Origin of the sequence: uncultured Algibacter sp., from assembly GCF_947495675.1 — a bacterium.
GTDB lineage: Bacteria > Bacteroidota > Bacteroidia > Flavobacteriales > Flavobacteriaceae > Algibacter_B.
Genome location: NZ_CANLZX010000015.1, coordinates 1 through 22,380, shown reverse-complemented (window position 1 = coordinate 22,380; position 22,380 = coordinate 1). Strand labels below are relative to the sequence as shown.

Sequence of the window (22,380 nt, the reverse complement as noted above, 5' to 3'; positions counted from 1 at the left end):
TATGTTTTTATTCATGAGACTTCATTTCTCAAAGAAGTTTATATCGTAAGCCTGCATAATACATACTACCAAAAATTGGACCGTACACAAAAGTGGAATCAAAATTCGCACCAAAAGGGTTGTCTGCCCCTAAAATTGGATTTGATTGCCTTAAATTTGTAATGTTTTCGCCCCCTAAATATACTTCAAATTTTGGAGAAAATACTTTGGTTATTTGAGCGTTTAATGTTGCCACAGACGGCGTTCTCTCTGGCAATTGATATGCTATAGAATTACTTGTTGTACTTGCAAAACGTTGGCTACTTAGCCAATTATATGTAGCATCAAACTTCCAATGTTCACCATTCGTTTTTACATTTGTTTCATAACCAATATTAGCAAAAAATCTGTGTTTTGGAGTCAAAGGTTTTTCTAATCTTTCAGAATTATAATCGGTTTTTACATCATAAAACTTGTAAGCGGTTCTTATATCAAATCCTTCAAAAGCATTATAATTTAATTCTGCCTGAAAACTATTTGCAAAACTTTTCCCGTCTAGGTTATAAAAATTAATTTCTGTAGGTGTTTCCCAATCTACTACAATTTGATTTTTAAAATCGGTTTTATAATAATCAAAAGTAACATCTGCTTTTCGTCCAAAAAGATTAAATCCCTGTAAATACGAAACCCCGTAATTCCATGCAATTTCTGGATCTAACCCATACACACTTCCTCCTGCATTTAAAATATTTATTTGCCTTGATGTAGAGAACATTTGTTGGTTTTCAGTAAAAATATTAGCACTTCGTTTTCCTCTTCCAAAAGATGCTCTAAAGGCCGATTTACTCCAAGGTGAATACCTAGCATGAATTCTTGGTGTAATAAATGTGCCTAATAAATTATGATGATCCAACCTTACACCTGCTGTAAGATTAAACAATTCTAAATTATCGAAGCTGTATTCAAAAAAAGCACCAACCGAATTCTCAGTTCTTTCATAATCAGAATCTAAATTATAAGCTACAACTGTTTCATCATAATGATCATAAGTATAACTTATGCCTGTTTTAATTTTATGTCTAGAATCGCTAATTATAGAGTTATAAATAGCATTTGCATATAAACTATTATGCTTAATATCATAAATATTTAATCCAAAATAAGAATTTTGTTTATGGCTACTAAATGCGGTTTGCACCCCAATGCTTTGCCAAGGTATTTCTGGGTTAACATATCCAAATTTACCAGATATCTCATAGCGTTTTGTATCAATTTCACTCCCCCAACTATTAGTAGTTAACTTATCAGTTTTAGGGTTAAAGCCTAGTTCTCCGGTTTGCTTTTCATCATTTAAAAACTTCAAATTTATAAAACTCACAAATCCTTTTTTGGTATCAATATATTGCCAACGATTCATAAGATTTATTTGTGTAAATTTTGGCATATCCAAAAAACCATCATTATTAACATCATGTTTCTTGTTATGCGTGTTTCCATGAATATATAATCCAGCATGCCACTTGTTGTTCACTTTAGTATTTATATGAGTATTTAATTCTAGTCGCTCACTTGAAGCACCGTATAAATTAACAAACAATTTATCATCAGTAGATGGTTTAACCAATTCGGCATTAATTTGTCCAGCGATACTCTCAAAACCATTTACAACACTCCCCGCACCTTTTGTAATTTGAATACTTTCCACCCAAGTACCAGGAATAAAGCTTAAACCATAGGCTTGAGAGGCACCACGTATTGAAGGAATATTTTCGGTAGCAATCAAAATATAAGGACTTGTTAAACCTAACATTTTTATTTGCCGAGTTCCTGTTATAGCATCGGCAAAATTAACATCAATAGAAGGGTTTGTTTCAAAGCTTTCTGATAGATTACAGCAGGCAGCTTTTAATAACTCATCACTACTAACATTAATAACATTAGTAGCTTTATAATAAGATTTTGCTGTAGTTTGTTTTCTCGATTTTACTGTAACGGCATCCAAATTATCGGTTGACTGTAACCAATGACGAATTGTTTTAGGTGAATTTACAGTTAAAGTATCTGTTTTAAATCCCACATAACTGATAACAAGCTTATTGTATTTAATATCATATGGAATTGAAAAATTTCCATCAATATCAGTAACAACTCCAATTTGAGTATTTAACCAATAAACGTTAGCACCTGCCAAACCTATCTCTTGGTTTTCATTATTAGCTTCCAATATTTTACCTGTTACTTTTTCTTGAGAAAACAGTAATACAGGACCTAATAGTAGTATGTATAAAAACTGCTTCATTAATTATAAGTTTTAATAAGCATAACAATAGCCATTACAATCATGATGCTATTTTCAATAAAGGTCGCTTTGGTCATAGGGAGTTTTAATGCTGTTCCTAAACATGCACATTGAATAGTTTTTTTATTCAATAATGTTTTTGTGACGCCAATCGTGGTAATTCCTAAAACAACTAATGTTATTATTAACGCTATTGGTATTTCAATTCGCATTAAAAACATAACACCAAGAGTTGCCTCAATAAAAGGATATATCCACCCGTAAAATGGTACTAGCTTAGCCAATGGATCATACATTTTGAAAGACTCTGGAAAACCTTTTAAATCAAGTAGTTTAAAAAAGCTAAAAACGACATAGAACAAACCCATAAAATCAAGCATAAACCCATTTAAATTCCATGGTTTTATGTTGAGCAAAATAGCTGCTATTATGATGTAACCAAAAATTAAGAAAAGTGGAAATAATTGTTGTAAATCACTTTTTACTTCAGTTTTAATTTTTGAAGATGTATTGAATATGTTTTTTTCAGAAATTGAATATTTATCAGAAAGTTCTTGTTGTAGTTTTTCTAATGGAATATGTTTAGACATTTCAATATTAGCTTCTGAAGTTTCTAAAACAACTGAAGCATTGATAACATCCGGGAGTGCATTTAGTTGGTCTTCAACTGATGTTCTACAGCCGTTACAAGTCATGCCTGCAACCGTATATATTTGTTTCATTTTTAGTAAATAATTTGAGTTAATAATTCTTTATAAACCCTTATAGAAGCAAAAAAAACATTAAGCTTACACATATAAGGAAATCAATAAAAAAATAAATTAATCAAATAATGAAGACTTGATCTAAAACCTGAATGTCGTAAACCAAATTAGGAGGAGAATAATCTTTATGCGGAATTGTTTGTTTTGGTAAACCTTCAAAACTATTAAAATAGGTATAAATAAAGGCTGTTATAAATTGTTGTTGATTAAAATCTAAATCTTCAAAAGAAGATACTTTTAATTCATCTTGACCTTTCACAACATTAATCTCATCTTTACAACAAGTTTTCTTTTGGAGTATTTCCATAGCTTCCATACCACATTTTTCAACTTCAGAAAACACAGAAACATCTACTAACACATCACCACAATAATGCTTTTCAATAGTAAATGACACTGTTGAAAACAAAACGAGCAATGCTAACAGCATTGAAAACATTTTATGTAAAAATGGTTTTATCACAGCGCAAAAATACAAAAAATAGAAATCATATTTTCAATTTTAAAATATGATTAACACTTAACTTTTAAGCTTATGGTAATAAAAAGCTGGTAATAATAAGATTAAAATTATTGGCTGAATTAAAAAACGACGCACATTAAAAAACAAATAATAATCTTCTTGACGTGGATTAATAACAAAATACATATACACTATCATAAGTACAAAAAAAGCGAATGCATAAATAATACTCGAAAACTTAACAATGCTTATATCTTTAAAAAACACAAATAAAATAGCCAAAGAAATTAAGGTATTTAAAATAAAACGCAATGACGTAAAACCAACCAGTTTTGCAATTTCTCGCCTAGGGCTATCTATATATAAATAATCATTTTGAAAGAATGTTAAATAGGGATCGTAAAACAAAATATTTTCATAAAAACGTATCAAAATTAACATTAATACTAAAACAGATAGCAATATGTATTTTACACCATTATTCATCTTTCTTGTTTAATTTAGAAAAACGATTTACCCAAAAAATCCATAACAAAAAAATCAGGCCATAAATTATACCCGGAAAAATTACAGTATGCAAAACATATTCATACTCAGGATAATGATACATACCAATAGTCAATAAAACAATGCGAATTAAGTTTACTGCATATATTAAAACACTTCCTGAGAAAATATAAAAAAAGGTTGTTTTAAATTTCCCCGAAAAAGCAACAATAAAAGATAAGAAAAGAATAATAACACTTACACCATTGCACCCCTCAATAATTCTTGCCAAAAATTTACCATTTAAAATAACTTTCATTGATGGCTCATTGGGATGTGGTAAAACTTGCACATTATAGCCAAATGAATTAAGTAAAACTTCACTTTGGATAGAAACTAAATGCGTCATGTAATCTGGGTAAAACTTAGAACCATCAGAAAGTTGCAAATAGAATTTATAAGCAAAAGAAAACAAACCATACACCACCAAAAATGTAAGGATGAATTTTATTACCGACTTGTATTTTAAAAATAGTAATTTCAAAAAAAATATATAAAACTGGATATCGAAATTACACCTTTTTAAATACTTTTGCCAAAAACTTTTATAGTTATGTCTTTAGAAAAACTAAAACCACAAGTAGAAACCATTGTATTAGACACAAAAAAAACTGTTGATGAGCGACTTAAGAGCATCTGCGAACTACTTGAAACCCATATTGACTATTACAATTGGGTTGGTTTTTATTTTAGAAATGGTGACAAAGAAGAATTACTTTTAGGCCCCTATGTAGGTGAACCAACAGACCATACCGTTATTCCTTTTGGAAAAGGTATTTGCGGGCAAGTAGCCGTTAGTAACGAGAATTTTGTAGTGCCAGATGTTGCTGCTCAAGATAATTATATTGCTTGTAGTATTACTGTAAAAGCAGAAATTGTAGTCCCTATTTTTGTAAATGGTGAAAACATTGGTCAAATTGATATTGATTCTAATACACCTGACCCTTTTACTGAAGCCGATGAACGCTTTTTAGAGTTTGTATGTAAAAAAGTTTCTGAAATTTTATAGTTGTTAACAACTTCTCTTTTTCGTTAAAAAAACACCTCTTTTTTAATAACTACACGCTTATTTTATTAGATGAATTAAGTATTTTTGCAATTATTTACAAAATTCATTTTCAAAAACTTAACAAAACACTAATGAGCAACGAAAAAACCATTAAATCAGCATTAATATCTGTATTTAGTAAAGACGGTTTAGAACCCATTGTAAAAGAACTAGACAAACAAGGTGTAACCATTTATTCTACTGGTGGTACAGAAAAATTTATAAATGATTTAGGTGTTAAAGTTGTTCCTGTTGAAGATGTTACGTCTTACCCATCTATACTTGGTGGTCGTGTAAAAACATTACACCCAAAAGTTTTTGGCGGAATTTTAAACAGACAAAACCATGATGGTGATATTGCTGAGTTAGCCGAATATGAAATCCCTCAAATAGATGTGGTTATTGTAGACCTTTATCCGTTTAAAAAAACCGTAGCCTCAGGTGCTAGCAATCAAGAAATCATCGAAAAAATTGATATAGGTGGCATTTCGTTAATTCGTGCTGCTGCTAAAAACTATGCAGATGTTATTTGTGTATCTTCTGTTGATGATTATGCTGAGTTTTTAGAATTAATTTCTGAAAACAACGGAACCATTTCTGAAGAAAACAGAAAACGTTTTGCAGGAAAAGCATTTAATGTATCATCTCATTACGATACAGCTATATTTAATTATTTCAATACAGACCACAATGAAACTGTTTTAAAAATTAGCGAAACTAACGGTAAAGTTTTACGTTATGGTGAAAACCCACACCAAAAAGGATTTTTCTTTGGAGATTTTGATGAGTTATTTACAAAACTTCATGGTAAAGAATTAAGTTATAATAATCTTTTAGATGTTGATGCAGCTGTAAATTTAATGCTAGAGTTTAAAAATGACGCACCAACTTTTGCTATTTTAAAACACAACAATGCTTGTGGTTTGGCACAACGCGACACATTACACCAAGCCTATGTTGATGCTTTAGCTGGCGATCCAGTTTCTGCTTTTGGTGGTGTTTTAATAAGTAATAAAGAAATTGATTTAGCAACTGCAGAAGAGATACACAAATTATTTTGTGAAGTCGTTATTGCGCCTTCTTTTTCTGCTGAAGCACTAGAAGTTTTAAAAGGTAAAAAGAACAGAATTTTATTAGTAATACATGATATTGAGATGCCAAAAACAAACGTAAGAAGTTGTTTAAACGGGGTTTTAGTTCAAGATAGAAACAATATTACCGACAAGGCTGAAGATTTAAAAAACGTAACAAATACAGCACCAACTCAAACTCAAATTGACGATTTAATCTTTGCTTCTAAAATATGTAAGCATACAAAATCGAACACAATTGTTTTAGCTAAAAACAAACAATTATGTGCAAGTGGTACCGGACAAACCAGTCGTGTTGATGCGTTAGAGCAAGCCATTCATAAAGCTGGAACTTTTAAATTTGACTTAAATGGAGCGGTTATGGCTAGCGATGCCTTTTTTCCTTTTCCAGACTGTGTAGAAATCGCAAATAATGCAGGTATCGCAGCAGTTATTCAACCAGGAGGCTCTATAAAAGACCAGTTAAGTATTGATTATTGTAATAATAACAATGTTGCAATGGTAATGACTGGTACACGCCATTTTAAACATTAAAAAACTTAAAATTATTTAAGGAATTTTAGACCGTTAAATCTTTAAATTTTAGTAGTCTAAAATTCCTTAAATAGCGTATAAGAATAATATAGCATATTAAATTAGAAATAGCCACCCCTTAAAAGTCATATATTTACTAACTTTTATTACATTTACGGGATTCGTTTTTCAAACCACTTTAAAATTTTAATAGCACATGGGATTTTTTGATTTCTTAACAGAAGAAATTGCAATAGATTTAGGTACTGCAAATACGCTTATAATTCACAATGACAAAGTTGTTGTTGATGCTCCTTCTATAGTAGCTCGAGACAGGATTTCTGGTAAAATAATTGCCGTAGGTCAAGAAGCTAGTTTAATGCAAGGAAAAACCCATGAAAACATTAAAACCATTCGTCCTCTCAAAGATGGTGTAATTGCAGATTTTGACGCCTCTGAACAAATGATTAGTATGTTTATTAAAAACATACCTGCTTTAAAAAAGAAATTCTTCACGCCTGCGTTACGTATGGTAATTTGTATTCCATCAGGTATTACAGAAGTAGAAATGCGAGCAGTAAAAGAAAGTGCAGAACGTGTTAATGGAAAAGAGGTATATCTAATACACGAACCTATGGCCGCAGCTATTGGTATTGGTGTTGATATTATGCAGCCAAAAGGAAATATGGTGGTTGATATAGGTGGTGGTACTACTGAAATTGCTGTTATTGCTTTAGGTGGTATTGTTTGCGATAAGTCTGTTAAAATTGCAGGTGATGTATTTACAAATGATATTGTTTACTACATGCGTACACAACATAACCTTTATGTTGGTGAGCGTACTGCCGAAAAAATAAAAATACAAATTGGTGCAGCTACTGAAGATTTAGAGTTACCACCAGAAGATATGAGTGTTCAAGGACGTGATTTATTAACTGGAAAGCCAAAACAAGTGTCTATTTCTTATAGAGAAATTGCTAAAGCTTTAGATAAATCTATATTACGTATTGAAGATGCGGTTATGGAAACCTTATCGCAAACACCTCCAGAATTAGCTGCCGATATCTATAATACAGGTATTTATTTAGCAGGTGGTGGATCTATGTTACGTGGTTTAGATAAGCGTTTATCTCAAAAAACAGATTTACCTGTTTATATTGCAGAAGACCCATTACGTGCCGTAGTTAGAGGAACAGGAATTACACTTAAAAACTTACCTAAATACAAAAGCGTATTGATAAAGTAAGCACCAAATAGGCAATTAACCCATGCAACAGATTATTAATTTTATAATAAGAAACAAAAACCTTTTGTTATTCTTGTTGTTGTTTGGTTTATCCCTATTATTCACTATTCAATCGCACTCTTATCACAAAAGTAAGTTTATAAATTCAGCTAACTTTTTAACTGGAGGTGTCTATAATTCTGTAAATAATATTAGTAATTATTTTGATTTAAAATCTCAAAACCAGTTACTTTCAGAAGAAAACAGAAGACTACGTTCGCTAATAAGTAATACTGGAATTGAATCCGATTCAATATTTATTGACAGTATTTCTTTCGGGAAATCTTATCGCTTTTTTAGTTCCAATATTATAAAAAACAGCTATTCTTTAAATAATAATATCCTTACCTTAAATAAAGGAGAAAACGATAGTATTAAACAAGATTTTGGAGTTATTTCTTCAAAAGGCATTATTGGGATAATTGATAAAACTAGTAGAAACTATTCAACTGTCATATCCATTTTAAATACAACAAGCAGGATTAGTGCACAATTAAAAAAATCGAATCATTTTGGAACTTTAACTTGGAATGGAAAAGACCCTAAATTTGCTCAACTTATAGATATACCTAAAATAGCACCAGTTAGTAAAGGAGATACAATAATTACTTCTGGCCGTTCATCTATATTCCCTAAAGGTGTACGAGTTGGAATTATTGAAGATTTTTTTCTAGACCAAGCAGAAAATTATTATGAAATTAACGTAAAGCTTTTTAATGATATGACCAGCATTGAGCATGTTTATATTATTGAAAACGTGAATAAGGAAGAAATAACCAACTTACTAAGCAGTAATTAAATGAATAGTATTTTCTCTGTACATACCATCCGTTTTATTGCCTTAGTATTTATTCAGGTTTTAATACTTAATCACATTAATTTTTTAGGGTATATAAACCCATACATATACATACTTTTTATTGCCTTTTTTCCAGTTAAAAACAATCGTATAATTTTAATATTACTAAGTTTTTTATTAGGATTAACAATAGATATGTTTTTAGATACAGGTGGTATTCACGCTGGTGCCTGTGTGTTTATAGCATACATAAGACCCTTGATTTTAAAATCGTCATTCGGAATGATTTATGAACACCAAACCATTAGATTTAATACCGTAGAATTTGGTTCAAAACTCACCTATTTCACACTACTAACAGTATTGCATCATATTGTTTTATTTTCTTTAGAAATTTTTAGCATTTCTAAAATACTTTTAATCCTTCAAAAAACGTTATTCTCAAGTATATTTACTATTTTATTAATTGTTATTGTAAACATTATTTTTAGTAGAAAATCTAAATGAGACAATTTTTACTCTTTATTTCTATAATCGCAGTTGGCTTAGTTTTTATAGCTAGGTTATTTTACTTGCAGGTATATAACTCTAGTGGGCATGACTTATTTGAAGATAATGCCATTAGAAAAGTATATGATTACCCCAAACGCGGTTTCGTTTACGACAGAAATGGCGAATTACTTGTGGCCAATCAACCCTCTTACGATGTTATGGTTATTCCTCGTGAAGTAGAACCATTAGACACACTTGAATTCTGTAAGCTATTAAAAATAGACAAAGAAAGATTTATAAATAAATACAAAAAAGCAAAACATTATTCACCTAGATTACCTTCGGTTTTTGTCTCTCACCTTTCCAAAGAAGATTATGCTGTATTGCAAGAAAAAATGCGAAAATTTCAAGGGTTTTATATTCAAAAACGTTCCCTTAGAAATTACGAAACAACAATTGGCGCTAATGTTCTTGGAGACATTGGTGAAGTAAATAATGCCATAATAAGAAAAGACCCTTATTACAAAATGGGAGACTTAATAGGTAAACAGGGCGTTGAAGCATCTTATGAAAATACACTTAGAGGTATAAAAGGAATTAAATTTATTCAAAAAGACAGATTTAATAGAAATATTGGACCATATAAAGATGGAAAATTCGATACCATACCCGAACAAGGTAAAGACATAACAATAACCATTGATGCCCAACTTCAAGCCTATGGCGAATTGCTTATGCAAAATAAACGTGGTGGCGTTATAGCTATTGAGCCTTCATCTGGTGAAATTTTAGCCATGGTTGCAGCACCTACTTACAATCCTAATATTCTTGTTGGTAGAGATCGATCAAAAAATTTCACAAAGCTTTATAACGATTCTATAGCAAAGCCTCTTTTTAATAGAAGCTTACAGGGTGTTTATGAACCAGGGTCGCCTTTTAAATTAATGAATGCCTTAATTGCCCTTCAAGAAGAAGTCTTAACTCCTGAAGAAACGGTTACATGTTATGCCGGTTACAAATACGGAAATAGATTTATGAAATGCCATTGTAACAGAGGGACAAGAAATGATATGATTGGCGGCATTCAACGATCATGTAATGCCTATTTCGCTACAACTTACAGAAAAATTTTAGATAAAAACGGTAATGCTTCTGATGGTATAGATACTTGGAGTAAACATGCTAAAAGTTTTGGTTTAGGTAATTTTTTAGGTTACGATTTAAAAGTAGGCCAAAAAGGTAGAATTCCAGATAGAGATTATTACAAACGCATTTACCCTAAAACGTTTTATTCCACTTACACCATATCAAATGCCATTGGGCAAGGAGAAGTTGCCACTACCCCAATACAACTAGCAAATATGGTAGCTGCAATTGCGAATAGAGGGCACTATTTTACACCTCATATTATAAAAAATATTGAAGGCGAAACATTACCAGAACAATTTACAAAGCCAAAACAAACAACTATAGATAAAGCTAATTTTGAACCTGTTATTGAAGGCATGTTACAGGTTTATAAAAAAGGTACTGCCGCATCTTTACAAGTAAAAGATATTGATATTTGCGGAAAAACAGGAACCGTTGAAAACTTTGTGAAAATAGATAGTTTAAAAACACAATTAACAGACCACTCTATTTTTGTTGCATTTGCTCCCAAAGACAATCCGAAAATAGCTATAGCTGTTTTTGTTGAAAACGGCTATTGGGGAAGTAGATTTGCTGGTAGAATAGCTAGTTTAATGATTGAAAAACACATTAAAGGCCATACCACTAGAAAAGATATGGAAGAATGGCTTTTAAAACACAGTTTAGAAAACGAGTATGCTAAACCATATTCTGGAGAACCTTTTAGGATTAATGGCTATACAACTTTACAAATTGTTGAAGAGCAAGAATATTACAAGTTAAAAAAAGAATTGAATCGAATTAATAAAGCTGAAAATTAATGGTTAGGGATACTAACAGACATTTTAAATTCGATTGGATTACCATTATTCTATTTTTATTATTGGTTGGTTTTGGCTGGTTAAACATTTTATCGGCATCGCATACTGGGACTACAATAAACTATTTTGATTTCTCACAGCCATTTGGAAAACAGCTCATTTTTATTTTTTTAACCTTTGGTCTAATAATTCTGTTATTGGCTGTTGATGCTAAGTTTTACGAACGTTTTTCAAGTGTTATATACATAATATCCATGCTCTCTTTAGTTGGGCTTTTTCTTTTTGGAAAAAATGTTAACGGTGCCACATCATGGTATGCCATTGGTGGCATGACAATACAACCTAGTGAATTTGCAAAAACTGCCACAGCACTTGCCGTTGCAAAATATATAAGTGATTTAAATACCAATATAAATTCCTTTAAAGACCAAATTAGAACATTTATTATTATAATTATTCCTGCTGTTTTAGTGTTACTTCAAAACGATACAGGAAGTACTATAGTTTATGGAGCTTTTTTCTTTGTTCTATATCGAGAGGGGCTACCTAAATATTATTTAACTATAGGTATTTCAACACTTTTTCTTTCTATATTATCTTTAAAGTTTGGGGCTATTATCACCTCAATTCTTGCATTAATCCTTGTAGTTAGTTTTCATTTTTTAAGTAAAAAAAAGCTTAGAGTTTTTCAATCTGCTTTAATACTTATTGCTGCATTTGCCGTTTCCTTTGGGGTAAAATTCTTTTATCAAAGTATTTTACAACCGCATCAACAAGACCGTATAAGCTTATGGTTGCGTTTAGAGAAAGACCCCGAAAAGCTAGAACAAATGAAACGTACTTTTGCATACAATTTAAATGAATCTGAAAAAGCAATTAGCTCTGGAGGATTTACAGGCAGGGGCTTTTTAGAAGGTACAAGAACAACAGGTAAATTTGTACCAGAACAACATACCGATTATATTTTTAGTACCGTTGGCGAGGAATGGGGTTTTTTGGGAAGTGCTTTTGTTGTGGTTGTATTTGTTTTACTATTATTACGAATTTTACATTTAGCAGAATTACAAAAATCGCAATTTAGCAGGGTGTATGGCTATGGTGTAGCCTCTATTATTTTTATACATTTCTTTATAAACATTGGTATGGTTATGGGTTTAATTCCAACCATTGGTATACCATTACCCTTGTTTAGCTATGGTGGTTCTGGACTTTGGGCATTTACTATTCTTATCTTTATTTTTATTAAGTTAGATTCCAACAAAATAAACGAATGGTAGCTACTTAACAACATTTAATTAGTATACTAGAATGAAAAAACTAATTACATTTTATATTATAAGCTTATTTCTTATTGGTTGTTCCAGCTCTAAAAGAGTAATTAAAAAATCTTTTTCTGCTAAAGATGCTGCAATGATTATGAATGCAGACAGTTTAAAACCTATGCGCGTTTATAAAATTACAAACAGAAAAGACTCTTTATTGCTAAGATTAAAAAGTAGTTACATAAAGCCCAACTTAAAAGATCTTGTTTTACAAAATTTCGTAAAAAGGCTTTATGCAACAGTTAGAGACAGTATGTCTATGGGTGTTGGTATTGCGGCACCTCAGGTTGGTATTTTAAAAAACATTATTTGGGTACAACGTTTTGATAAAGAAAACTTTCCTTTTGAGGTTTATTTAAATCCAGAAATTCGTTCATATTCAGATAAGAAACAAACTGTAAAAGAGGGTTGTTTATCTATTCCTAATAGGGCTGAAACATTGAATAACCGTTCTTTAAATATTACAATTGAGTACGATACCATGCAAGCAAAGCATAAAACTGAAACTATTACAGGTTTTACTTCGGTTATTTTTCAGCATGAAATAGATCATTTAAATGGTATTTTATATTTAGACCATTTACAGAAAGACCTAAAAGACACAAAACCATAGTAAGCATAATATAATGCCATAAAAAACTTCTTATCTTAACGAAATAGAATAAAATATTTTTTAAATTACAAAGCCCTATAACCGTAATTAAAACTTATAAAAATGAAAAATTCACTATTCACATTAATACTTATAGTCACTTCTATAACTTTTTGTAATGCCCAAAAAATTGATATTGAAAAGGTATTTGGAGGCTATAAATACACATATAATGATAAGCTAATTTCTATTGGTGATTTGGCTTCAATTATAGAAACTAACACAAATGCTTTTAATTTAATACGTAAAGGGCGAACTAACAGAAGTTTATCTGCCGTTTTAGGTTTTGCAGGTGGTGGATTAGTTGGCTGGCCATTAGGCACCTCAATGGGTGGCGGTAATGCTAATTGGACTCTGGCAGGTATTGGCGCAGGACTTATAATTATTGCCATTCCTATTTCATCAAGTGCAAATAAAAAAATAAATCAAGCAGTAGAACTTTATAATGCCTCTTTAAATGGCAGTACAAATACCCATTTTAAACCTGAATTTAACATTATAGCCAATAGTAGCGGCTTAGGTTTATCTGTTAATTTTTAAGATATTATTTTTTAAGCTCTAGTTTTTCAGCAAAATAATCACAAAAATCTTTCATGGTGGCGCTCATTTTATCATCTTGAGTTGCTCTATGAAATGTATCGCTCATAGCAACTAGGGTTTGATGAAAAAATACTTTCATTTCATCTACAGGCATATCTTTAGTCCATAAATCAATTCTTAAAGCTTCTTGATTTTTTGAGTCCCAAACAGCAAGCATCATGGCTTTGGCTTCTTCATTTGTTATACCGCCGTCTTGTGCGGTCCAATGTAGTTTTTCAGGTACGCGATTTTCATCCAATTCAACATTAAGTTCTATTTTGGAAGTCATTTTATTTGCCATTATTTTCGTGGTTTAAACTTTGAGTTATTAAAAATATCTTCAGTACGTTTCATCAGCATATCTTTTAAAGATATATCATTTTGTTGCATATATGCCCTAACAATTTGCCAACCTATATACTGGCCAATTCGCCCAGGAGAATCTGCATCAATTTCCTCAAGATAGAATTTAGAAAAAGGTGCCGGATTTATAAATCGTCGAGGTAATTTAGTATCTGTACTAAACAACAATTCTCTTTCTACAAAAAAGCGCCATATATAGCTCTCATTAGCTTTTGCCCAATTTAATTGCTCTTTAGAATACCCAATGCGTTCTGCTTCTGTTTTAAAAGGAATCATAACATCTTTAAAATACAATAGTTTCCCGAAATAGACCATTTCATCTAACAAAGTTTTACGAACCGGATGGTAGGTGTATTTTTCAGCATATTGATTTGCAAGATTAACAACAATTTGTTCTTTGTTAAAATTTGCTTTTAAATAATTAGATATGCCACCATAAAACTCATGGTTACTGCCTAAATAAGAGTCTAAAGCGATTATTGCTATAGTATCTGTAACAATAACTTTATTTCTATAATCTACATCGTTTGTTGTAGTAATTATACGTGGTGGATTAAACTCTGGGAAATAATATTTTAAATGATTAAAAAAAGACTCTATCTCAGATTCGGTATTGCTAAAATCTGAAAAAGTTTTATCTACTTCATTAAATAATTGAATTTGTAAAGTATCTGCTTTTTTAGCTAGCCAAAAAGAATCTTTATATTTATTAGAAAACATAAAAGGATAAGCTGTTTTTAAATCTTGTAAACCTCCAGCAGTTACTTGGGCAAACAACTTATCAAAACGTTCTATTTTAATATCTGTATTTACACCAGCTATTTCAGCTTCTAGAGCATTTTCTTTTTTACATGAAACAGTAATTAATACTATTGATATAATTAATAATATAGATTTCATAGAAAACTTAAACGTTATAAATTTTTATAAATTGAACGTAAGGGTTATTTTTGTTTGCAAAGGTACTATTATTACATATAAATTCATTTAAAATGCAAACAGAAAAAGTTGTAGATTACATTGTAAATTGGTTAAAAGATTATGCTACAAATGCAGGCGTTAAAGGTTTTGTTGTTGGAGTTTCAGGAGGTATTGATTCTGCAATTACATCGACACTATGTGCTAAAACCGGACTTAATGTTTTATGTGTAGAAATGCCTATACACCAAGCAAAAAGTCATGTAAGCAGGGCTCATGAGCATATAGCACAACTTAAAAAACGTTTTAATAATGTGGATGAAACTCGAGCAGATTTAACTCCCGTTTTTGAGGAGTTTAAAACTGAAGTGTTTTTAGATGGCGACCAAGCTACAATTGATATGGCTTTAGCCAACACACGTGCCAGATTAAGAATGACAACACTTTACTATTATGCAGGACTTTATGGATTATTAGTAGCAGGAACAGGTAATAAAGTAGAAGATTTTGGTGTTGGTTTTTATACTAAGTATGGTGATGGCGGTGTAGATTTAAGTCCTATTGCCGATTTAATGAAATCTGAAGTTTATATGCTAGGTGAATTTTTACAAGTACCAGAATCTATAATGAAAGCGGCACCTAGTGATGGTTTGTTTGGTGATGCTAGAAGTGACGAAGACCAAATTGGAGCCTCGTACCCAGAACTAGAATGGGCTATGAAAATGGACGAAGAAGGTAAAACTGCTGAAGATTTTTCTGGTAGAGAAAAAGAGGTGTTTACCATCTTTAAACGTTACAATAACAATAACAAACACAAGATGATACCTATACCAATTTGCGAAATTCCTAGTAATTTGCTTTAGCCTTTGCAGATTATTTAAAAAAGTCTTACATTTACAGCAAGCTTATTCTCTCAACCTAACTATTTCTCAAAATAGTTTTTAAAAAAGCTTTTATTATGATAAAATTATTAATAGCAGACAACCACCCTATTACAAGAAAGGGACTAGAAGTTCTTTTCTCAGCATCACCCAACATTAAAGTTGTTGGAAGTGTAAATGATGGCGAAGCCATCTTAGATTTTGTTAAAAAAAATCCAGTAGATATTATTTTAACTGAAGCTGATTTTCCAAAATTAAATGGATTAACAGTATTACGTTATTTAAAAAATGATTATCCAGACATTAAAACTATTATTTTAAGTGCACAACCAGAAGAAGTGTATGCCATTAACGCTATAAAAGCTGGCGCTGCAGGTTATATAAACAAATCTGAAAATGTTATAACAATTAACGAAGCCGTAGTTAAAGTTAACGATGGTGGTATTCATTTAAGTAATGATTTAACTCAACAACTTGCCTTTGGCACTAGAGTTAATAAAGGTGGTAATTTTTACAAAAAACTTTCTACTAGAGAAGCCGAAGTATTAAAACTTCTTACTATTGGTAGAAAAAACAAAGAAATTTCTAAAGAATTAGATATAAACGAAAAAACGGTTAGTACTTATAAAGCTAGACTTATGCGAAAGCTAAAAGTTACTAATTTAGTAGATTTAGTAAACCAGGCTAAACTTAGCCAACAGGTATAATAATTACAATACTCTGTTTAGTTTTCTAGACAACAACATTTTTAGACCCGAATAGTCTTTTACTTCTTCAAGTATATTTCTATTCGAGTCTATTTTATTTTGAAGTGTTTCTTGTTGAAATTCTTTTACTTTTTGATCAATTAAAAAGCAGCGTAAACTTAAAATAGTTTCGCTTACTAATTGAGCTACAGAATGCATTTTCTGTTTAGGAAAAATATTCATTCTATTCCAATCATCTAAAGCATAACGTTCATCTTCCATTAAAATAGTTGTTATTTCGTTGGCCATATCTTGGTTTACAGAGTTAACAAAGGTTTTTAACTCGAACTCTTGGTCTTGGTTTAAACGATCTATTATTGTGTAGTAAAGTGTTTTAAATTGGGAATTTGTAAACTCCATTTCATCGTCCTGCAAATCTAAAAACACTTTTTCGAACACTTTGGCTTCATGGATTATGGGCTCTAAAACTAAATCGCCTTTTTCATTTTCTTTTAAAACTAAATCTTCAAAGCTTTCAGTTTTATTTCCGTAAAGCAATAAAATTTCAATTATTTTACGTTCTAATATATATTGAACATTTACTTTTTCGATGGGTTGTTGGTGTTTAATAACATCGAAAGCTTTTTGTTCGGTCTTTATTTTTTTATTCTCTTCTTGAGTTTCTTTTTTATTAATTTGTGCCAAAGTACTAAAAAGCACTTCTTCGCTTATATCCATAATTCTGGCACACTCTTGAATATAAATTTCTTTTTTTATTCTATCTGGTATTTTAGATATACTGTTTACAATATCTCTAACTGTATCGGCTTTTTTTATAGGGTCGTTTTTAGACTCTTCAAATAAAATAGAGGCTTTAAACTGTATAAAATCTTTCGCATTTTCATTTAGATACAATGCGAGTTCTTCTAGGGTATTTTGTTTAGCAAAACTATCTGGATCTTCGCCTTCTGGAAAGGTACATACCTTAACATTCATGCCTTGCTCGAGAATTAAATCAATACCACGAAGTGAGGCTCGCATACCTGCAGCATCACCATCAAAAAGCACGGTAATGTTTTTTGTGAGCCTGTTTATTAGTCTTATTTGTTCTGATGTTAAAGCAGTACCGGATGATGAGACTACATTTTTTATTCCTGTTTGATGAAACTGGATAACATCTGTATAACCTTCTACTAAATAACAATTATCTTCTTTGGCTATACTTTGTTTTGCATGGTAAATACCATATAGAACTTTACTTTTATGGTAAATATCGCTCTCTGGAGAGTTTACGTATTTGGCTGCTTTTTTATCGGTAATTAAAATACGACCACCAAACCCTAACACACGGCCACTCATACTTTTTATAGGAAACATTACGCGCCCTTTAAACCTATCAAAACGCTTATCTTCTTTAACAATGGTAAGACCTGTTTTTTCTAAATAATCTAAGTTATAGCCTTGTTTTAACGCTTCGTCTGTAAAGGCTTGCCATTGATTTAAAGAGTAACCAAGATCGAATTTTTTTATAGTTTCTTCAGTAAATCCGCGTTCTTTAAAATAACTTAGTCCTATAGATTTTCCTTGGTCGGTTTTATGCAAAACCTTTTGAAAATAGGTGTTTGCAAATTCGCTTACTAGGTATAAACTTTCGCGCTCGTTAGCTTTTTCTTTTTGCTCGTTTGATTGCTCGGTTTCCTCAATTTCAATATTATACTTTTTGGCTAAATATTTAATAGCTTCCGGATATGTAAAGTGCTCGTGCTCCATTAAAAAAGAGACTGCTGTACCGCCTTTACCGGTTGAAAAATCTTTCCAGATTTGCTTTACTGGCGACACCATAAAACTTGGCGAACGCTCATCACTAAAAGGACTTAACCCTTTAAAGTTACTTCCTGCTTTTTTTAATTGAACAAAATCACCAATTACCTCCTCTACTCGGGCGGTTTCAAATACTTGGTCTATGGATGATGGTGATATCAAAAAAATAAGATTTTAGTGTGTGTAAAAATACTATAAATTAATACATTTTTGAAGATTTAAAAGTCAAGTAATTTATAAAAACCTTATTTTTAAGGAAACCTTCTTTTACATGAATGATTTACCGTTAGTTATTTTAGATCGTAAATACCACAGAAAAGAGCATCAAATTACAATAAATTTTGCATACAATTCGGTATTAATCAATATTCTTAGAGATGTTCCTAAAGCTAAATGGAGTAAGAGTTTAAAAACCTGGTACATTAAAAATAATTCGGAAAATTTAAAGTTAATTTTCAAGTTATTTAAAGGTGAGGCCAACTTAAATGCAGATGCTATTTTTAATAAAAGTATGCCAACTAAACAGTTTCCTAAAAGAAGAATTAGAGATTTAACACCCGAAAACAAAACACTTTTAAATGGCTTTTATGCGTATTTAAAAGGAAAACGTTATAGTGAAAGTACTGTAAACACTTACTCTCAATTGGTTGCCGATTTTATAGAGTTTTTTAATTCTGTACCAACCAAATCTTTAAATAACAGACATGTAGAACAATTTACTGAGACTATATACATTAAGCGCGATTACTCTATAAGCACACAAAGACAATTTATTAGTGCGCTTAAATTGTTTACAAACTACCATCCGGATACGTTAATTAATAATTTAAAGCTTGAACGCCCTAAGAAATCTAAAAAACTACCAAGTGTTTTATCGCAAGAAGAAATAATTAATATTTTAAGGTTAACAAAAAACTTAAAACATAAAGCCATAATAGCTTTGCTTTATTCGTGCGGACTAAGAATAAGTGAGTTAATTGATTTAGAATTGCATTCTATAGATATTGAAAGAAAACAAATTTTTATTAGAGATAGTAAAGGCAGAAAAGACAGAATGGTAACATTAGCTGATAGTTTGATACCCTTAATTACTAACTATTATGTAAGCTATAAACCTAAAAAATATTTTGTTGAGGGGCAGATTGAAAAAAAATATAGCGCAGAAAGTGTTAGGCAATTTTTAAAACGCAGCTGTAAAGTTGCTAACATATCAAAAACTGTTACTCCGCATACATTGCGCCATAGTTACGCAACACATTTACTTGAAAACGGTGTAGATATTAGGTATATACAATCTTTATTAGGGCATAGTAGACCAGAGACAACTATGATTTATACACATGTAAGCAGAAAGGATTTAATGAATATAAGTAACCCATTAGATGTTGCTATTCAGAAAATTAAACAACAGGATAACATAACACAAAATGTTGTATTATCCCGCAAAAACATCTAGATATTCCATATATTTGTTGAGATATAACTAGTTGTGGTTAATTTTGAAAAAAAATGAGTGAAAAAAAAGAATATTTTGGATTTAGTAAAAATGTAAATGATTATTACAATCATTATGTAACTGTTGCAGATGCCAAAGCTGGAGTTTTAATTGCAATTTCATTTGTCCTTTTTGACTTTTTAAAAGACCTAAAACATTGTTCTTCATTTGAACATTTTCTGTTTTATTTAACGACTATACTTTTATCTTTAACTTGTCTTTTTTCAATCTGTACAGTATTCCCTAGAAATCCGAAAAAGAAAAAAGGATTAATATTCTGGGAAAATGTAAAAGAATTCAAAAATTCCTCTGAATATTTGGATAAAGTAAAAGAATTAAATTTCGAAAAAATTGAAAAAAAATATACTATTCAAAATTATAGTCTCAGTAAATTGCTGAGTAGAAAATATTTTTTTATCAGACTTTCTATTTTTGTTTTCATTCCATCATTAATTACATTAATAACACTTTATCTTATAAACACAAATGCCTAATTGGAACAAAGATTACTGGAACACTATTAAAGACCATTTTAGTTCTAATATAGATGGACTTGACGATAGAGTTGAATCCGTTACAGATGGACGGATTACACCTGCTTTAGAAGATATTGCAATCGGTTCTGGAAGAAAAATGCGAACAGTCTGTCTTTTTTTTGATATTAGAGGCTTTACTTCAAGAACGGATTCATCAAATTTAGATAAACTGAAAGAGACATTATATATGCTTAATTGTGTTATTCCGACTGTTATGAAAATAATATATGATTATAACGGATACATAGAGAAAAATACTGGAGATGGAATAATGGCTCTTATAGGAGCCGAAGACGATGACGAAACTTCTGCAATGAATGCATTAAATGCATCACTAACGATTTTTTATGCTTTAAATAATTTAATTAATCCACACTTAGAAAAAAAAGGAATAAAAAAAGTGGATGCAAGAATAGGAATTGATTTAGGTCAAATACTTATAACTAGAATTGGATTACCAACAGGAACAAGTAAACATAAAAGAAACTTTTTGACAGCAGTAGGTCCGACTGCTAACATTGCTTCTAAAATTCAGAATGCATCAGGCACAAATGAAATTTGGGTAGGAGACCAAATAAAACAAAACGCTTCAGAATATTATCAAAAGTTTTTTAAGAAACGAGAAATTGATAATTGGATATGGGTTTATGAACAATCAAGAGAAGTATATAACGTATGGAAATTTGACGCACATTGGAAAAAAATCTAAAAAACTAACCACAACACCGTATATAATTTATTGCTGCATATTGCTTACTTACGAAAGTCCTCGCGGACTTTCTTGGTCAGTAATTATTTACTAAATTAGTTTCTTAAAACACGCAACAAACCATATACAACAACGTTGTATGCAATTTGACCAATTTCTGTGCCTATTGGTATAATTGTTGATTGAAATACTAAAACCAATTCATGAAAACATCTAAATCTATTCTATTTCTGACATTTTTTTTAGTCACATTTTTTTCTTGTAATGATGAACCTGTGGATTTTACGCTAGAGGACAATTCTACTTCTGAAAATAACGATATAAAATGGTGGATACTTGTGCATCCATCATATGGAAATCCGGGAATTTATCTGTACAATGAAACCAATTCTACTATCGAAAATATTTTACCATTACCGGATTCAAATGGTTCACCTCATGCTTTAGATTTTGATGGAAGCTCATTATGGTTAGGAGGTGCAAGCTCAATCAATACAACAAACGGAATCTTAACTCACAACCCAATTTACGAACTGAATCCAGATAATGGAGAAGTAATATCAACAATAGACAATATAAGAACCGAAGGAATTTCTGTTTCTAATAATCATATTTACTATTCAACTTATGGACAAATTATAGAAATTACAAAAACAGGAACTTTTGTTAGTTCGACATCTGTTGAAAACACTACTATTAACGACATTGCCATATGCAACTCGATTAAATATTATGTTTACAATGGTTCAATAGATCCAATTATAAAAGTAAACGAAGCATCAGGACAGGATGAATTTATTCTTGAAACTGATATTCCAAATCTTTATACTTTATCTATTAGAGATGATAATTTTGTAGTTGTGAGTAATAATCATTTTAGAAGATTCGATATCAATACAGGAGAACACTTATCTGATATTAAAATAGAAATTAATGGTTGGATTACAGCTATTGCACCTTACAATAAGTAATTTAAATAAAAAACTGCACACAACAACATGTATAATTAATTGCTTGTTTTAAGTCTACTTACGAACATTCCTGCGGAATATTCTATCTGTGATTTATTTGCTAACTTAGTTGCTTAAATCACGCAACTAACCATACACAATCACGTTGGCAACAAGCTGAAAAAACAAGAACTATGAAACAACTATTACTTTCGATTTCAATTATTTGTTCAATAAACT

General features: G+C 30.7%; 23 protein-coding genes. 15 read left to right on the top strand and 8 right to left on the bottom strand.

Going from position 1 to position 22,380, the window contains the following annotated elements:
- Positions 1–28 precede the first annotated feature (28 nt).
- From Q0842_RS11220 to xrtF, 5 genes are all read right to left on the bottom strand, one after another.
- A complete protein-coding gene (locus Q0842_RS11220) occupies positions 29–2,278 on the bottom strand; it encodes a TonB-dependent siderophore receptor (protein ID WP_298498060.1) in 2,250 nt (749 codons plus the stop codon).
- Positions 2,278–3,000, bottom strand: coding sequence for a MauE/DoxX family redox-associated membrane protein (locus Q0842_RS11215; protein WP_298498058.1), 723 nt, complete (start codon positions 2,998–3,000; stop codon positions 2,278–2,280). The genes Q0842_RS11220 and Q0842_RS11215 overlap by 1 nt, the downstream gene beginning before the upstream one ends.
- Positions 3,001–3,103: 103 nt before the next feature.
- On the bottom strand, positions 3,104–3,472 hold the full coding sequence (locus tag Q0842_RS11210; RefSeq protein WP_298498056.1) for a hypothetical protein: 369 nt from the start codon (positions 3,470–3,472) through the stop codon (positions 3,104–3,106).
- A 90-nt stretch (positions 3,473–3,562) separates the two neighbouring features.
- The gene (locus Q0842_RS11205) at positions 3,563–3,991 is read right to left on the bottom strand and encodes an exosortase F system-associated protein (RefSeq protein WP_298498054.1); all 429 of its coding nucleotides are present in this window, start codon (positions 3,989–3,991) and stop codon (positions 3,563–3,565) included.
- A complete protein-coding gene (xrtF, locus tag Q0842_RS11200; protein WP_298498052.1) occupies positions 3,984–4,535 on the bottom strand; it encodes an exosortase family protein XrtF in 552 nt (183 codons plus the stop codon). Before xrtF ends, Q0842_RS11205 begins: the two co-directional genes overlap by 8 nt.
- A 69-nt stretch (positions 4,536–4,604) precedes the next feature.
- Here xrtF and Q0842_RS11195 point away from each other — a divergent pair, with 69 nt between their 5' ends.
- The 9 genes from Q0842_RS11195 to Q0842_RS11155 all read left to right on the top strand — a co-directional run bounded on the left by Q0842_RS11195 (position 4,605) and on the right by Q0842_RS11155 (position 13,742).
- Complete coding sequence (locus tag Q0842_RS11195; RefSeq protein WP_298498050.1) at positions 4,605–5,060, top strand: GAF domain-containing protein; 456 nt, start codon at positions 4,605–4,607, stop codon at positions 5,058–5,060.
- A gap of 131 nt (positions 5,061–5,191) precedes the next feature.
- A complete protein-coding gene (gene purH / locus Q0842_RS11190; protein ID WP_298498048.1) occupies positions 5,192–6,724 on the top strand; it encodes a bifunctional phosphoribosylaminoimidazolecarboxamide formyltransferase/IMP cyclohydrolase in 1,533 nt (510 codons plus the stop codon).
- Between the two features lie 196 nt (positions 6,725–6,920).
- Positions 6,921–7,949, top strand: coding sequence for a rod shape-determining protein (locus Q0842_RS11185; protein WP_019388210.1), 1,029 nt, complete (start codon positions 6,921–6,923; stop codon positions 7,947–7,949).
- A 22-nt stretch (positions 7,950–7,971) separates the two neighbouring features.
- Entirely contained in the window at positions 7,972–8,787 is an 816-nt protein-coding gene (gene mreC, locus Q0842_RS11180; protein ID WP_298498043.1) for a rod shape-determining protein MreC, read from the top strand.
- Positions 8,788–9,294: a rod shape-determining protein MreD gene (locus Q0842_RS11175; protein WP_298498041.1), complete on the top strand. Its 507-nt coding sequence runs from the start codon at positions 8,788–8,790 to the stop codon at positions 9,292–9,294.
- Complete coding sequence (mrdA, locus tag Q0842_RS11170; protein WP_298498039.1) at positions 9,291–11,228, top strand: penicillin-binding protein 2; 1,938 nt, start codon at positions 9,291–9,293, stop codon at positions 11,226–11,228. The genes Q0842_RS11175 and mrdA overlap by 4 nt, the downstream gene beginning before the upstream one ends.
- Positions 11,228–12,505, top strand: a complete 1,278-nt coding sequence (gene rodA, locus Q0842_RS11165) for a rod shape-determining protein RodA (RefSeq protein WP_298498037.1) — start codon at positions 11,228–11,230, stop codon at positions 12,503–12,505. The genes mrdA and rodA overlap by 1 nt, the downstream gene beginning before the upstream one ends.
- 31 nt (positions 12,506–12,536) lie before the next feature.
- The gene (gene def, locus Q0842_RS11160) at positions 12,537–13,163 is read left to right on the top strand and encodes a peptide deformylase (RefSeq protein WP_298498034.1); all 627 of its coding nucleotides are present in this window, start codon (positions 12,537–12,539) and stop codon (positions 13,161–13,163) included.
- A 102-nt stretch (positions 13,164–13,265) separates the two neighbouring features.
- On the top strand, positions 13,266–13,742 hold the full coding sequence (locus Q0842_RS11155) for a hypothetical protein (RefSeq protein ID WP_298498032.1): 477 nt from the start codon (positions 13,266–13,268) through the stop codon (positions 13,740–13,742).
- A 4-nt stretch (positions 13,743–13,746) separates the two neighbouring features.
- Here the strand turns inward: Q0842_RS11155 and gldC are convergent, their stop codons facing one another.
- Positions 13,747–14,082 (bottom strand): gliding motility protein GldC, encoded by a 336-nt coding sequence (gene gldC, locus Q0842_RS11150; protein WP_298498030.1) that lies wholly within the window; start codon positions 14,080–14,082, stop codon positions 13,747–13,749.
- On the bottom strand, positions 14,082–15,044 hold the full coding sequence (gldB, locus tag Q0842_RS11145; protein WP_298498028.1) for a gliding motility lipoprotein GldB: 963 nt from the start codon (positions 15,042–15,044) through the stop codon (positions 14,082–14,084). Before gldB ends, gldC begins: the two co-directional genes overlap by 1 nt.
- 92 nt (positions 15,045–15,136) lie before the next feature.
- On the opposite strand from gldB, the gene nadE reads away from it, so the two are divergent.
- Positions 15,137–15,925 carry an NAD(+) synthase gene (nadE, locus tag Q0842_RS11140; RefSeq protein WP_298498026.1) on the top strand — a complete coding sequence of 263 codons (789 nt, stop codon included), beginning with the start codon at positions 15,137–15,139 and terminating at the stop codon, positions 15,923–15,925.
- Positions 15,926–16,020: 95 nt separating this feature from the next.
- Positions 16,021–16,650, top strand: a complete 630-nt coding sequence (locus Q0842_RS11135) for a response regulator transcription factor (protein ID WP_298498024.1) — start codon at positions 16,021–16,023, stop codon at positions 16,648–16,650.
- 3 nt (positions 16,651–16,653) lie between these two features.
- Here Q0842_RS11135 and dnaG read toward each other — a convergent pair whose 3' ends face one another.
- Positions 16,654–18,612, bottom strand: a complete 1,959-nt coding sequence (gene dnaG / locus Q0842_RS11130) for a DNA primase (protein WP_298498022.1) — start codon at positions 18,610–18,612, stop codon at positions 16,654–16,656.
- Positions 18,613–18,721: 109 nt separating this feature from the next.
- Between dnaG and xerA the strand changes: the two genes are divergently transcribed.
- From xerA to Q0842_RS11110, 4 genes are all read left to right on the top strand, one after another.
- The gene (gene xerA / locus Q0842_RS11125) at positions 18,722–19,906 is read left to right on the top strand and encodes a site-specific tyrosine recombinase/integron integrase (protein ID WP_298498020.1); all 1,185 of its coding nucleotides are present in this window, start codon (positions 18,722–18,724) and stop codon (positions 19,904–19,906) included.
- A gap of 53 nt (positions 19,907–19,959) precedes the next feature.
- Entirely contained in the window at positions 19,960–20,439 is a 480-nt protein-coding gene (locus tag Q0842_RS11120) for a Pycsar system effector family protein (RefSeq protein WP_298498018.1), read from the top strand.
- A complete protein-coding gene (locus Q0842_RS11115) occupies positions 20,432–21,190 on the top strand; it encodes an adenylate/guanylate cyclase domain-containing protein (protein WP_298498017.1) in 759 nt (252 codons plus the stop codon). The genes Q0842_RS11120 and Q0842_RS11115 overlap by 8 nt, the downstream gene beginning before the upstream one ends.
- A gap of 203 nt (positions 21,191–21,393) precedes the next feature.
- Positions 21,394–22,161, top strand: coding sequence for a hypothetical protein (locus Q0842_RS11110; protein WP_298498016.1), 768 nt, complete (start codon positions 21,394–21,396; stop codon positions 22,159–22,161).
- The last annotated feature ends 219 nt before the right edge of the window (positions 22,162–22,380 follow it).